This window comes from Roseibium sp. Sym1 (assembly GCF_027359675.1).
Lineage (GTDB): Bacteria > Pseudomonadota > Alphaproteobacteria > Rhizobiales > Stappiaceae > Roseibium.
Genome location: NZ_CP114786.1, coordinates 3348406 through 3362311 on the forward strand (window position 1 = coordinate 3348406; position 13906 = coordinate 3362311).

A 13906-nucleotide genomic window follows, 5' to 3' on the forward strand; every position below is an offset into this window, starting at 1 on the left:
AATGAACTGCGCAGAAGAATTTGTCATTTCATGTCAGAAAAGCGCGCTGGCTCGAAACTCTAAAATCAATTCATATCGTAGGCTTGGTAGATGTAACTATGTCTTGTTAGTTCCATTAGAGTTGCGAATGATTTAGTTGCGATGCAGTATTTAAAAATGCTGCGTTGGCAATTTTCGCTGAAGTTCGGGCGTAATCTGCAAGCAACTGATCCCCTCACAGCTCATGAACTGCCACCCTGTCCCCACACACCTCTCTGGCGATGTCCACGACATGACGATGGTGTGTCAGATATATCGCCTGACCTGTCCGGCCGATCTTTTCCATGACCTTGCAAGCAGACCGGGTTCTGTCTTCGTCGAAGGTTTCAAAAACGTCGTCACAGAAAAATGGCAGGCAAACTCCCTGGCTGGAAAGCTGCTCGTAGGCGGCAGCTCGAAGAGCGAGGAATAGCTGGAAGCGTGTGCCCTTCGACAGGTCGTTTGCCTGTTTGGCTATTCCGGATGCGTCGATTGCCAGCAAGATTTCAGAGGAACCTTCTGGTCGAGTTTCTAGGCGGGTATAGGCCCCATTGGTGAGATCCGCGAACGCCTTTTCGGTGGCGTCCATCATGCCGCTTCGATGGCTGTCCCGGTAACGGCGAATGGCTTCTTCTGCCAGCTGCAGCCCGAACGTCGTTTTGAGATATGACAACGCGGCCTCTTCGATTTCAATTTCCAGCGTAGCCTTTCGCTCGATCAAGCTGGCGACGTCGGCTTCGCCGGTCACGGCAGAGAGATCTTTTTGGGCCGACGTGCGCTGTTCGATCGAGGTTTCAAGCCGTTTCTCAATCGCTAACAGGTCGTCCTCGACCGCCATCATTGATGCATTCAGCTCGGTTAGGGTCTGTCCTTCGAGTTTGGCCTTCGCGGCTTCAATGTCGGGAACCGATAGGTCTGAGCGAATGGAGTTACAGAGGTCCGTTAAACGCGCTCGTTTTTTGATCACGTCTTGGGCTTCGCCAATCGCCTTGCGCAGGTCTTGCAGCGTGTCCGTTGGAACGCGAGCCGGGAATATCGCAGCCAAATCCGCGGCTTTTCTGTCGATATCTTCGAGTTCTTGTGCGGTCTCGTTCAAAGCATCCTCTGCCGTCTGGATGTCCTTAGACAGTGAGTTGAACTGTTGCTCCGCGTCGCTGGCCGCCAGGGACATTTTCTGAAGGGCTTTGAAGATTTCCAGCGGAGGCAAAGAAGCGTCGGAACCCACAGCCTTTGCCAGGCGTGCCATCTCTCGCGCGAAATCCTTCTGGTCTTTCTCCATCGACTGGACCTGGCGCTCAGCACCAACTCGGCGGCCTTCCAATTCCCGAAGCTCTCGAAGGGGTTCAAGTGACTGGATCACCACGTCCGCGGTCAGGGCAGATTCGAAGAATTCGGATATCATCGCGGACCAGGTTTTCTGATGTCCTTCATGGTTCACTTGCAGGTTGCTCATGGCCTGGCGTTGGCGCATGAGCTCGGCTTTCAGTCTCTTGCAAACTTCGAATGCTGCCTTGCGCTTTTCGTCATGAGCACGCTCTTCTTTCTGTCGCGCTCGCGCCTCAACAATCAAGGTGTCGAAATCCTCGGTCTCAAGTCCCATTGCGTCTTGCAGCTCTGCGATTGCGCGCTGGGCGTCCGAGAGCGTCGTCTGGTGTTCTTTCTCAAGGCGTTTGCAATTTGTGTCGGCTTGGATGGCTGCTTCGAGCTTTCCAACCCACACTGAAAATATCTCTGCGCTGAGCGTGATGCTTAAGCCGCAGCGGCCGGCGTAGCCGTCTACGGTTTCGCTTACTCCGGCCAGCTCTTCGTCCAGCTTGGCAAGGCGTTCCTTTGCAGAGGACAGCTCGGTTTCAATTTCACTTTGCCTGTGCTCTTCGGCTCGTAGCCGGCCGAGTTCGGTCGCATGATCCAGGCGTGCTTCCGATACCTGGTCGACCTTCTGCATAGCTGTTTCGAAGGTGCTGGCAGACGAGAGGTCAAGCGTGGATTTATGGGCTGCCCATAGCTGATCGCGTTTCTCTTTTGCTGCCTGCGCTGTGGCGTCATCCACGACGCCTGCACCTGACTTGATAGCGGAAATGCGGTGTTCCGCGGCTATTAGATCTGCCTTTAGATCTTCGCGGCGGTCGGAGAGTTTGGAGCGTTGATCCTGGAAGGTGCGATAGTTCTCTGAGAGCTCTTCGGCTTCATCAGAAGAGATTGCCGCCGGTGGAATCGCATCAAATACCTGCCCGGAAACTGTTAGCGCGGACAGAGCGTCCTCTCGGGCAGTCCTTGCAGAGCGAACAGCCTGGCGGGCCGAGGCGTAACGCGGCGCAAGACTGTCGATCGAATAGCGGGTTAGGATCGGGCCTACGAGGACAGCGGTTGGATTGTCGCTCTGGAACTCAGCCAATTCCTGTTCAGCGATCTCCAGACGCTCCTGTAGACCTTCGATTTCCTTTTCGAGTTTGGCGATGTCGCGGGTGGAGGTTCGGAGATTGTCCCTGGCTGCTTCCAACTGCCCCATCTGTCCAGGCGAAAGCACCAACGTCTTTGGGTCTATGGTCTCGGGTGCATCTAGGTCCCTTGCAGCCCGGCTCATGTCTTGCTGAATGTCAGACAGAGTTTTGCGACGCTTATCGAGGTCCAAATTCGCCAATGAGTCACGCTTATGCAGAACATCAAGTTGCTCCAGATCACCCGCGAGTGACAGGTGTTCTGGATGGCGTTCCAATTGAAGCAGCTGCTCGCGTAACTCGGTAAGCTCCTGGTCAATCCGGTCTTTGTCTGCGCGGTGCCTGTTTTGCTCCGTCAGAAGCGTCACTAGCTCCTCCGGATTCACATCCAGGTGTTTCGGATAGTCTGCGTAATCTGTCAGGTCTTCCTCGAGAGTGTCGATCTCGTCGAGCTTCGGCAATGCAGCTTTAAAGGCCTCAAAATCTGCCTTTGAAGTCAGCAACGCACTGCGTTCCTTTCGGGCGCTTGCCTCTTCGGCCTGCGCAGCTTCCAAGGCCTGTTTCAGCTTCTTGTAGGCGCTGACTGGAACATCCGTTTCCCTGATTTCTCGCTCGATCTCCGCCAGCTCTCGCTTCAGCCGCGCCATCTCGGTAGAGGTGGCACGTTTGCGGTAGATCCCGTCGGCTATGGCCCGAAACTGGTCAAGGACAGCTGTCAGGTTGCTGACGCCCGCCGCTGCCGAGAACAGAAGGCGGCCGATGTCACCCTTGCTGCTGACAATCTCTTCGCCGCCCTTTTCGATCGTTTCGTCATCAAGACAGAGCAGGTGCCGGTAGTCTGTTTCTGACAATCCGCCCAAGTGAGCGGCGAGTGTCGTTTCCGGCAAGGGCGTGTCATTGGCATCGCGAAGAGACGGATCTCGGGTGGACAGTCTGGTGAGCGGGAGCTGTGTGCCGTCGACATCCAAGACGCCGGACACGCGCAGGTTTTTGCGCTGATGAAGAAAGTCGTATCGGTCCTGATGAGGGAAGCCGTAAAGTAGGCGCAGGAAAGCTTCCATAGTGGTCGTCTTGCCGGTCTCGTTCGGTCCGTAGATCACATGGAAGTCGGATTCACCGGGTTTGGCGCCGAAGTCGTAGGACTTGCCGGTGAAGTGGCCGAAGAAATCGAGATTGAGTTTCTGAAGGCGGATCATTCGCTTGCGCCCTTCATGGCGGCAAGGATGCTTTCGGCGCCGTCTTCGGACAGTGAACGCAACAGCTGTTCGGCAGCCTCTTCATTCGGCAAAAGCTGAGCTCTGCGAGCAGTTGGTATCTCGTTGACGAGAGTGTCCAGCAGGTCGCGCATCGTTGCGGCGTTCGCAGGCTCTTTGCTGATCTCTGCCATCAACGCTTCAAGTTCACCAACGGCTGATTTGGAATCAGATCCCTCCGCCTTTTCGGAGAGGTTAAATTTGGTCTTTTCGATCCAAAGCCGATCGGTGCTGCGAGCAAGCTCAGCGGTCACCTCTGTCCAGGCATCCTGGTCCCGCAACACCTGCCATTTGCGATCTGTCTGACCTGCCACTGTGAGCCGGATAAGTCCGACATCTGCTACAAGGTTTTCTGCTACTCCCTGCAATTGCTGACGGACATGACTGCGAATTTCATCGTCCGTCTCGCAGCCACCAATGTCGACCTTGAGCTCCAGAAACTCAGCAGCTGATGTCGGAACCTCGGAGACCGAAATGGACTTGTCTTCGATCGACAGCAATGTTGCGGATTTCGGTCCTGCCTCGCCGATGTCGCGTCCTTGCGGAATTCCTGCCATGACAATCCAGGGAGCGCTGGAATGGACCTGGCGCTTATGCACGTGTCCGAGCGCCCAGTAATCGAACCCCATGGCTGACAGTTCTGCGACAGAGCAGGGGGCGTAGGTGTCGTGCCCCTGGCTGCCGGCAAGGGATGTGTGGAGCATCGCGATATTGATTGCGTCAGGTTCTGGCGAGCCGAATTTTGGCAACAGGCTATCGGGCGCTTGCCGACCGCTAAAGCTTACGCCGTAGATCCAGATGTTCGTCTCGCCCAATTGATGCCGGCCGCCACGACCGTCGAAGACATACACGTTTTCCGGTAGACTGACTTCACCGGTCAGCGGGTTCTCAGCGTCGTGGTTGCCCTTGATGTAAAAGACGGGAATGTCGGCTTGCTTCAGTCGATCCAACTGGCCGGTCAGAAATGCGGCTGTCTTGGCGCTTCGCTCAGCACCGTCAAAGAGATCGCCTGCGATCAGGAGCGCGGAGACACCCTCGGCCAAAGCAAAGTCGACAAGCCGCGTGAACGCAGTCCTGGTTGCCGTTTGAACAGTGCTCTGCAGACCTTCGTCGCGCAGCGCGAGCGACTTGAGTGGCGAATCGAGATGGACGTCGGCAGTATGTAAAATCCTGATCAAATGCTGTTTCCCAAAACGAAGACCTGAAATTTCAATCCCTGATAGCCGTTTCCTTAAACCACTCCGGACAGGAGGAGCACAAACCCTTTCCCGGTTCACGACCAGGAATACCACCGTGCTTCCTTGGCCAACACCAGTTGCTGTTCTCAAACCATGAGGCCCGATTTGCGCGTTTATCAACCCATTAAACTATCCCAAATCGATATCCCCGAGGACCGAATTCGGGAGGTCGATCAGGACTGGGCAGAATGCCTTCGAGACATGTTTAAGGAGATGGGGCAGAAGACCCCAATCGACGTGGTTGAGAACGGCAAACGCTATACGCTGGTCGCAGGCGCTCATCGTTTCACCGCGGCAAAGCTTGCCAGATGGCGAGAGATCAATGCCAGGGTACTGGAACCGTCATCCGAGCACTCCGCTGACGAAATACGTCTGCACGAAATCCTGGAGAACCTCGGCCGCAAGAACTTCAACGCACTGGAAAGATGCGAGGCTCTGAGCGAGCTGAAGCGGGTCTACGAGGATCTTCATCCAAGTGCCCGGCGTGGAGGTGATCGAAAAAGCCAACGGTTTAAAAACAAAGACGAAAATCAAATGGCAATCTTTGCCTTCTGTAAAAACGCTGCAGAAACCACCGGGCTGTCCGAACGCTCCATTAGGTTCGCAGTCCAGGTTTTCGATGCCTTGTCACCGACGACTCGTGAGCGCCTGAAAGGGACGCAGTTCGCCGAGGTGCAAGCTGACCTCAGAGCGCTCGGTCGTCTTGATCCCGAGATTCAGGGCAAAGTCATGGATCTCGTAACCGGAGACGAGCCGGAAGCAGCAACGATCAAGGACGCGTTGACATTGCTTGACGGGGGGAGACCCGAGACAGAGACCGACCGAGTTTTCAGAAGAACAATCAACGGTTTTTCTAAACTTCCTAGGGCTAGTCGGAGAATCCTGTTTCGCTTGCACAAACAGGAGATAATCGAGATCGTGAAAAGCGAACGATGGCTATCGGGCACCAACTGGCGAGGATGAAGCCAGAGACAAAAATCTTTAGCGTGTACTTCAAAGGGGATTTCAACCACGACGCACTTTGATACGCTCGAGCATTAGATGAAGGCACCGGTGCAGAATATGCAAGAAGGGCTCGGGCATGGCTACAATCTCAAAGATAAAGACGTTAGCGGGCGTCGGTATTTTGGCCGACAAGACCGCCCAAGAAGACATCCCGCCATTCCGCCGATTTAATCTCGTTTACGGGTTCAATGGGTCTGGCAAGAGCACATTGTCGAGAGTCTTTGCCTGCCTTGAGACGGGCAAAATTCAAGAAGATCTGCCGGTTGGTTGCAGCTTTGAGATTGCGCTTGATGACGATGTAACGTTCAAGGCGCCAAGCGCGCTAAATGGTCTTGAGAGCCGTATTTGCGTCTTCAATGAGGACTTCATCGCTCGGAATCTGCAGTGGCAGGAAGGTCGAGCATCGTCGATCTTCTATATCAGCGAAGAGCAGTCCGATCTTGTGGCTGCACGTCGTAGGGCGCAGCAGGCACTTGAGGAGAAGAAGCGGTTACGGGATTCGGAAAACAACATCGCTAGCGAGCGGGAAAAGGCGCTTAAGAGCTACCGCACGGAGCGAGCCAAGCTGATAGCAGGCTCACTGCATCTGGGCAATCGCAGGTACGAGGCCGGACAGCTGGTGAAGGACTACGAAAAACTTCCATATGACGAGAGTTCAAGGTTGGAGCAAGAAGCCCTTGCTGCACTGGTTGAAGTAGCCCGCCTCTCAGCGCCGCCGCCTCCTTTGGGAGCCATTGCCGTAGACGTTGAGGGCGTCCGCAAAACGGTGGAAGGCGCACGGCATTTCGCGGAACTTAGTATCGGGACGGTGGTGCTGGATGAAATGGAAAACCACCCTTCGATGGTTCCCTGGCTGAAGATTGGCCAAGATTATCACAGTGGGAACAGCCTCGAGACCTGTCTGCTTTGCGGAAACCCAATCAGCGACGCCCGGAAACAGAAACTCGCTCAGGCGCTGGACGACCGCCTCTCGAAGCTACTTTCAGACTTGAAAGACGCGAACGCTAGAGCGTGGGCACTTCTGACCGGGATCAGGTCCGCTGCGGGCGACTGGCCTAAGACCGCCGAACTCGAATTGCAGCTTCAAGAGCAGTACACTGCTGCTCGCCAGCACACAGACAGCTGTCTGAAGAGACTTGTCCCTCTAATCGAGGAAGCGTCCCGAATTTTGGCCGCTCGCTTGGAGCAGCCAACCATTGCTGTGAAGCATAATCTACTTGGGTCCGACGAGATCGCTGCAGGATGCAAAGACATAGAAGAGGCCATCGAAGTGCAGAATGCCGTTATTCGCGAGCACAACGAAGCTTCCACGCATTTTGCGAGACGCCAGGACGATGCCCGAGATGCCATCAAGAAGCATTATCTTGCCGAAGGGCATGACAATTACGCTGTGCTCAAGAAGACGCTTGAGGAAGCGAACGGACGGGTCAGCTCTGCCGGTAATGAGATTGAGAAGCTGGAAGGTCATATTGCTGAACTCAGCGCGAAGGTGCGAACACATGGCCCTGCCGCCGATCAAATAACAAAGCTTGTTCGCGCGTACCTAGGCCACGGTGAACTGACGATATTCGCGGCCGACGAGGGGTACGAGCTGCATCGCCACAACAAGATTGTCAAAGGAGCGCCCAGCGAAGGCGAGAAGACTGCTATCGCGCTCTGCTACTTCATTTCATCGTTGGAGGCTGACGGACGAGCGCTCAAAGACCTGATCCTGGTCATCGACGATCCGATCTCAAGCCTCGACACCAAGGCCATGAATTATGCCTGTTCGCTAATTCGCTCGCGCCTGACCGGGGCAGCACAACTATTCATTCTGACCCACAATCAGAACTGTATGAACGAATTCAAAAAAGCTTGGCGGAACCCGGCCAAGGCCGACCCTCCGACGGCAGCGTTGCTTTTCCTTGATGTTTCAATACCTGAGGGCTCAGGCGCCAGGAGCGCCCGCATTGTTAAACTGCCATCTCAGCTTTCTGCTTACGACTCCGAATACCACTTCCTGTGCCACAAAATGCTTCAGTTCGAAGCAGCCGGTGCCGGATACTCAGATTACTGGTTCATGATGCCCAATGTGATCCGGAGGGTTCTGGACGTGTTTCTCGCCTTTAAGGTTCCCGGAAGCCACCCACTGCTACAGAAGCTCGAAACTCTGACAAAGAAGTATCCCGATATCGATGACGTCCGTATCAAGGCCTTGGACCGCTTGATCCAGGTGGAGTCACACTCTGACAGCCTCGATGATCTTATCTCGCATTCCTCGATGACGATTGAGGAGACGCGGGATGCGAACGCCGCGCTTCTCGAGCTGATGGCGGCAGCTGATGCCGACCACACTGAGGCGATCCGCAAGCAGTGTAAGGCCACATGATGCAATCGGATTGCTTGTACACGCGGCCGTAACATTGTGCAGTCGTGTGCGCGTCTGAAGCGAGGGCGGCGGCGACCATCGAATGTCGGTTTTCAGGGAACATAGGCATTGCCATATAGGACCAACCTGGCAATGACAGTTAGTCGTTTAAAAGAGATCTGCTGGTGGTTTGTGAGCCCTGAGCCGTACAATCCCTTCGAACCCAAATTAAGGCTCAAAGAAAGCGGGCTAATCAACGCGGAATAAAGCATCGATAAAGCTACAATCGCGCAAAAAAACGGGTGCCAAATGAAGTTGCGCGATTTGCCAAACGAACTTGCGCGCTACAGTATCTATCGGTGGCTGTGGGAAGTCAGAGCAGACGAGCGCAGTCGGGAAATCTGCATTGTCTCCGGATCGGACAATTCAGGAAATGGTAGCGGAGGAGGGACTTGAACCCCCGACACGCGGATTATGATTCCGCTGCTCTAACCAGCTGAGCTACTCCGCCATCCAAGGCGTCCGGGCCTTGGCGACCCGCGCAATGTGGGGTGCTTATAGTGAGGCGGCGGGCGGGCGTCAAGCGTTGAATCCGCGCCCGCGCGCAAAGTTTTGGGACAAGCCTCAGGCGGCGGAAACCGGGCTTTCGGCCTGTGGAAAATCGATCGTCCAGGTGCCGGTGCGCTCGGTCTTGTGGATCCAGCCGCCGCCGAGCACACGGGCGGTGTCGTCGTCTGAATCGAAGAAGACGCAGGCCTGGCCCGGCGCGACGCCCGTCTCGCCCTGGCTGAGGTCGACAAAGGCCTTGCCGTTCAGGATGCGCAAGGAGGCCGGTGCGGGCGGCCGGGTCGAGCGGACCTTGGCGAAGAGCTCGATCTCGTCGCCCTCGTCCAGCGGCTGGTCGCCGATCCAGTTCATGTCACGCAGCAGGATGGTGCGGGTCGCAAGGGCCTCGCGCGGGCCGACCACGACGCGGCGTTCCTCCGGATCGAGACGGACCACGTAAAGCGGCTCGCCGGTGGCGACACCCAGGCCGCGGCGCTGGCCGATCGTATAATGGATGATGCCTTCGTGCCGCCCCAGAACGCGGCCGTCCATGTGGACGATCTCGCCCGGTTCGGCGGCGTTGGGGCGCAGCTTGCGGATCACCTCGGCATAATCGCCATTGGGCACGAAGCAGATGTCCTGGCTGTCCGGCTTGTTGGCAACCGACAGGCCGAATTCGGCGGCGAGTTCGCGCACCTTCGCCTTGGGCATGCCGCCGAGCGGGAAGCGGACGAAATCGAGCTGCTCCTGGGTGGTGGCGAACAGGAAGTAGCTCTGGTCGCGGTCGAGATCCGCCGGGCGGTAGAGCCCGCGCTTGTTGCCCTTCTGGGAGGAGCGCACGTAGTGACCGGTCGCCAGCGCGTCCGCGCCGAGATCCTTCGCGGTCTTCAAAAGGTCGGTGAACTTGACCGTCTGGTTGCAGGAGACGCATGGGATCGGGGTCTCGCCGGCAATGTAGCTGTCGGCGAACCGGTCCATGACCTGTTCCTTGAAACGGCTTTCATAGTCGAGCACGTAATGGGGGATGCTGATCTTTTCCGCCGCGCGGCGGGCATCGTGAATGTCGACGCCGGCGCAACAGGACTTGGCCTTGGCGACGGCGGCGCCATGGTCGTAAAGCTGCAGGGTGACGCCGATGACGTCATAGCCTTCCGCCTTCATCAACGCGGCCACGACCGAGCTGTCGACGCCGCCGGACATGGCGACGACGACACGCGTATCCTCCGGGCGGCCGGGCAGATCCAGACTGTTTCGCATTTCTCAAGCTTCCAGAAGTCCTGGCCGATTTCGCACGCCGGAGGCATGTGTCCTCCAGGTCCGCCGCATGGAGCGGGGACAGGCGCCGATCTCAAGGCCTGTTTCAAAGTTGGCGGCACTATACAGATAAGGGCGCCCGGTGCCAATTGCCCGCCCTGCATGGCAGGCACGCTTTGCCCGACCGGCAATCCTTGCCGCCCGGCCGGAGGGGCTTAAGTCTGCGGTTCTGATTTTTTGTCAATGAAGTCAACGGGTTTTCCGGTCTGCTCCGGTTGGCCCGATGTTTGCTTTATGTCCTGTGACGAAATCTGCCCGACGCTACGGGCGCAGATCTGGGGGCAAATGTGCTGCCATTTGGACTGACAACGGATGTATCGGCCGGGGCGCTGGCCGCTGGTGCCGGAGGCGCTTTCGGTGCGGGCGCGGCTGCCGATGCCGCCGGAGCTGCCCTTCCGGGAGCGGGCGGGACTGTCTTTGCCGAGGAGCTGAAGGTTGCCACCGGCCAGGGGCAGCAGGACGCTGTTCGGCCGGTCTCCGGATTCAAGGCGGCGGTGCCGTCTGGCGCGGCCGATGAGGCGATCGAGGCTCTGAAGGCCCTGGTGGGCGAACCGGTCGCGATTGCGCAGCCCCCGGTGGAGGCGCCTGTTGTTGTGCCCGCAGAGGGGTCCGGGGCAGCGGCAAGCCTGGCCGTGGCCGGTGCCGATCCGCAATTGCCGCTTCAGGGCGCGCTTGACGGTGCGATTGAGGGCGAGGCTGACCAGTCCGCCCAGGAAACTGCCGAGGCGGCGCTGGCCGGAGCCGTGCCTGTACCGGTTGCGCCGGAGCTTGTGCCCGCGCCTCCTGCCGGGATGGCCGAGAGCAGCGGAGCCGTGCCGGGCGCCGTCCCGCCGGAGGCTGCCGCTTCCGGCTCCGGGGCAACGGTGAATGGTGTTCCGCATGGCATGGCGCCGGGGCAGCCCGGCGGCCAGGCGCCGGTGCCGCCGGACGTCGCCAACGCGAATGCGGCCAATGGATTGCAGAGGGCAGCCGCGGCAGGGCAGGGCAAGGACGGACCGGCCATTCCCGATGAGGCGGCCGGACCGGTCGTGACGTCGCCGGGGCGGCGCTGGCAAAACGAATTGCCGCAAGAATTCCGTGCGCCGGCGCCGCAGGCCGCTCCGGTGGCCCAGAACCGGGCCGCCGCGCCGCTTGCGCCGGTGGTGCAGGCGGGTGCCGGAGCCGCGAGGGCAGCAACCGCGCCGGTCCAGCCCGGTGCCGCCCAGCTTGAGAGCGCCGTGCCCGTTGCCGCGCCCGCGGCGGAGCTTCCGGTGACCTTGCCGGAAGGCACGACGTCCGCGGCCGCCTCTCAACAGGCTTCGGTACAAAACGGGCCGGTGCCGTCTCCTGCCGTTGACGTTCCGGACGCCCAGGTGACCGGTCAGGCCGTGATGCAGCCCGCCGGGGCCGCCACGACCGCCACAGGCAAACAGGCCACACCTGCCGCGGGCGGGCAGCAGGCGGTCACCGCCGTGCCCGCGCAGCTCGTGGGCACGGCCACGGACGTGCCATTGACGGTGTCCTCCGGCGAAGCGTTGCCGGCGGAGCTTGATCCGGAAACGGTGAGCCTGCTCAACAAACCGGGCGCGGAGGCGACTGTTTCACAGGCCCAGGTCAAGACGGGCGGCGGCAGTGCCGCCGGTAACGCCGCGGCGAATGCCGGGCCGGAGCCCGGCGGGCGGACAGCGGCCCCTGGCGCAGGGGCTGCCCCTGTTGCAGCGGCCGCGCTTGCCGCCGCGGTGATCCCCGATGACGGGGAGGTTCCGCTTTCGGACCTCGAGCCGGGAGCGGCAACCGAGTTCACCTCGGCGACCGTACGCGGGGGCGACCTGCATGGCGCGGTCCGGACCGAAAGCCTGCAGACACCGAACCAGACCCAATCCGCCCATGTGGCGACCCAGGTCGCGGCTGAAATTGCCCGCAACCTGAAAAACGGCCAGACCCATTTCCAGATGCGCTTCGATCCGCCGGAACTCGGCCGGGTCGAGGTCAACATGCGTGTCGGTGCCGACGGCAGCGTGCAGGCGCACCTGATCGTGGACCGGCCCGAAACCCTGGACATGTTCCTGCGGGATCAGCGGGGACTGGAGCGGGCCCTGGAAGCCGCCGGGCTGAACCCGGACAGCGACAACCTGCAATTTTCGCTGAAGCAGGACGGCGGACAGGAATTTGCCTCGGGCCAGGGTGACCGGGAGCAGCCGGCCGGCCCTGGCGGCAGCGGTTCCGAAGTTGATGCTGAAACGGAGCCGGAGATGACCGACCGGGTCCGTCTGATGCTTGCCGCGCAGCGCGGCGGTCTGGACATGAAAGTATAGAAGGGACGGGACCCGTCCCGGGAGTGATGCATGACCACTATTTCCTCAGCAACGTCAACGGCCACCCAGAGCGATGCCGCCAACAGCACCGCGGGCCTGATAGCCGACTACGAGCTGTTCCTGAGCATTCTGACGACGCAGATCCAGAACCAGGACCCGCTCGACCCGCTGGACTCGGCCGAATATACCAATCAGCTGGTGCAATATTCGAATGTCGAACAGGCGATCAAGCAGAACCAGAACCTTGAAGACATCATGGCCACGCTGCAGGCCAACCAGAGCCTGAGTTACGTCAGCTATATCGGCAACGAGGTCACGGCGGATGCGTCCACGACGACCCTGACCGGCAGCCAGGCGAGCTGGGCCTACGATATCACCGAGGAAGCAACGGGAAGCTTCGAGATCCGCAATTCGAGCGGCGCCATCGTCTATAGCGGCGATATCGAGCTCGATGCCGGCAGCGGCACCTTCAGCTGGGACGGGCGTACCGACAGCGGACAGCAGGCCGTCGACGGTCTCTATACCATTTCGTTCGACATGAAAGACGCTTCCAGCCGTCCCGAAACCGTGCGCACCACGGTGTCGGGCATTGTCGACCAGGTGGACTGGTCGAGTGGCGAGCCGGTCCTGAGGGTGGGCAATCAGGAGTTTCCGGTCGATTCCGTGACCTCGGTCGCCCGGCCGTCCTGACCCATTTCCCGCCGAGCGTTTGATGCATAGGCCCCGGATCCTTTCCGGGGCCTGTTTTTTTGCCGGTCGTTTGGCCTGAATACAGGGGTGGACGGTGGGGCCGCAATTTGGCAGGGAGATCGAATTGCCTCGCAAAATGCACGGGTTAAGCATTATGGTTAACAAACTCTAATATATCTATTTACAAATTGAGTGTTAAGATTTGTATTTTCCTAAATATCATTCACTAAATTTCGATTTTATAGTTAATAAAATCACAACTTTGCTTTAGTCGTTTGTTAAGCGTCATCTTGTAGTCTCCAATGAACCTTGGTCATGGTTAGTGTGAGAGTACAATGACCGAACAGATTCGTTCGCGTGTAAAATATGTTATCGGCCCCGACGGAAGCCCGCTTACCATTGCGGACCTGCCGCCGACTTCAACGAAGCGGTGGGTCATTCGCCGAAAGGCGGAAGTGGTGGCGGCCGTTCGAGGGGGACTGTTGTCCCTCGAAGAGGCCTGTCAAAGATACACTTTGACGGTTGAGGAATTCCTCTCCTGGCAAAGTTCCATCGAGAAACACGGGTTGGCCGGATTGCGCGCAACCCGGGTCCAGCAATACCGGAACTGACCGGACACATTTGGACATGAGGCGCGGCCGCGGCTGCGTCTTCGAGGGGGTCGGCTTTTGCCGGCCTTTTTTCTTTTTTATCCTTGAGTGAAGCGGTTCGCCCACCTTGCTGGTGGTCACTGTCCCCGTGCGCGGTTCCGTTCACCGCCGGC

At 58.6% G+C, this 13906-nt stretch carries 8 protein-coding genes and 1 tRNA gene; 5 read left to right on the plus strand and 4 right to left on the minus strand.

Annotated elements, in window-relative coordinates; genetic code table 11:
• Window positions 1–214: 214 nt before the first annotated feature.
• Together O6760_RS15145 and O6760_RS15150 are read right to left on the minus strand one after the other, a co-directional pair.
• Window positions 215–3652, minus strand: a complete 3438-nt coding sequence (locus tag O6760_RS15145) for an AAA family ATPase (RefSeq protein ID WP_269580550.1) — start codon at window positions 3650–3652, stop codon at window positions 215–217.
• Window positions 3649–5001 carry a metallophosphoesterase family protein gene (locus O6760_RS15150; protein ID WP_269580551.1) on the minus strand — a complete coding sequence of 451 codons (1353 nt, stop codon included), beginning with the start codon at window positions 4999–5001 and terminating at the stop codon, window positions 3649–3651. Before O6760_RS15150 ends, O6760_RS15145 begins: the two co-directional genes overlap by 4 nt.
• A 51-nt stretch (window positions 5002–5052) precedes the next feature.
• Between O6760_RS15150 and O6760_RS15155 the strand changes: the two genes are divergently transcribed.
• Both O6760_RS15155 and O6760_RS15160 read left to right on the plus strand, forming a co-directional pair.
• Window positions 5053–5910 (plus strand): ParB N-terminal domain-containing protein, encoded by an 858-nt coding sequence (locus O6760_RS15155; protein WP_269580552.1) that lies wholly within the window; start codon window positions 5053–5055, stop codon window positions 5908–5910.
• 118 nt (window positions 5911–6028) lie between these two features.
• Window positions 6029–8320 carry an AAA family ATPase gene (locus O6760_RS15160; RefSeq protein WP_269580553.1) on the plus strand — a complete coding sequence of 764 codons (2292 nt, stop codon included), beginning with the start codon at window positions 6029–6031 and terminating at the stop codon, window positions 8318–8320.
• Between the two features lie 413 nt (window positions 8321–8733).
• Here O6760_RS15160 and O6760_RS15165 read toward each other — a convergent pair.
• Window positions 8734–8810, minus strand: a tRNA-Met gene (locus O6760_RS15165).
• Window positions 8811–8923: 113 nt separating this feature from the next.
• Window positions 8924–10102, minus strand: a complete 1179-nt coding sequence (gene mnmA, locus O6760_RS15170; RefSeq protein ID WP_269580554.1) for a tRNA 2-thiouridine(34) synthase MnmA — start codon at window positions 10100–10102, stop codon at window positions 8924–8926.
• Between the two features lie 344 nt (window positions 10103–10446).
• Between mnmA and O6760_RS15175 the strand changes: the two genes are divergently transcribed.
• The 3 genes from O6760_RS15175 (at window position 10447) to sciP (ending at window position 13754) form a co-directional block, all read left to right on the plus strand.
• Window positions 10447–12453, plus strand: coding sequence for a flagellar hook-length control protein FliK (locus O6760_RS15175; RefSeq protein WP_269580555.1), 2007 nt, complete (start codon window positions 10447–10449; stop codon window positions 12451–12453).
• A 30-nt stretch (window positions 12454–12483) separates the two neighbouring features.
• Window positions 12484–13143, plus strand: coding sequence for a flagellar hook assembly protein FlgD (locus O6760_RS15180; RefSeq protein ID WP_269580556.1), 660 nt, complete (start codon window positions 12484–12486; stop codon window positions 13141–13143).
• A gap of 335 nt (window positions 13144–13478) precedes the next feature.
• On the plus strand, window positions 13479–13754 hold the full coding sequence (gene sciP, locus O6760_RS15185) for a CtrA inhibitor SciP (protein ID WP_068412649.1): 276 nt from the start codon (window positions 13479–13481) through the stop codon (window positions 13752–13754).
• Window positions 13755–13906: the final 152 nt, after the last annotated feature.

Coding starts and splice junctions, on each gene's coding strand:
- O6760_RS15160 (WP_269580553.1), top strand. CDS start 6,029: ATGGCTACAATCTCAAAGATAAAGACGTTAGCGGGCGTCGGTATTTTG.
- O6760_RS15145 (WP_269580550.1), bottom strand. CDS start 3,652: ATGATCCGCCTTCAGAAACTCAATCTCGATTTCTTCGGCCACTTCACC.
- mnmA (WP_269580554.1), bottom strand. CDS start 10,102: ATGCGAAACAGTCTGGATCTGCCCGGCCGCCCGGAGGATACGCGTGTC.
- O6760_RS15180 (WP_269580556.1), top strand. CDS start 12,484: ATGACCACTATTTCCTCAGCAACGTCAACGGCCACCCAGAGCGATGCC.
- sciP (WP_068412649.1), top strand. CDS start 13,479: ATGACCGAACAGATTCGTTCGCGTGTAAAATATGTTATCGGCCCCGAC.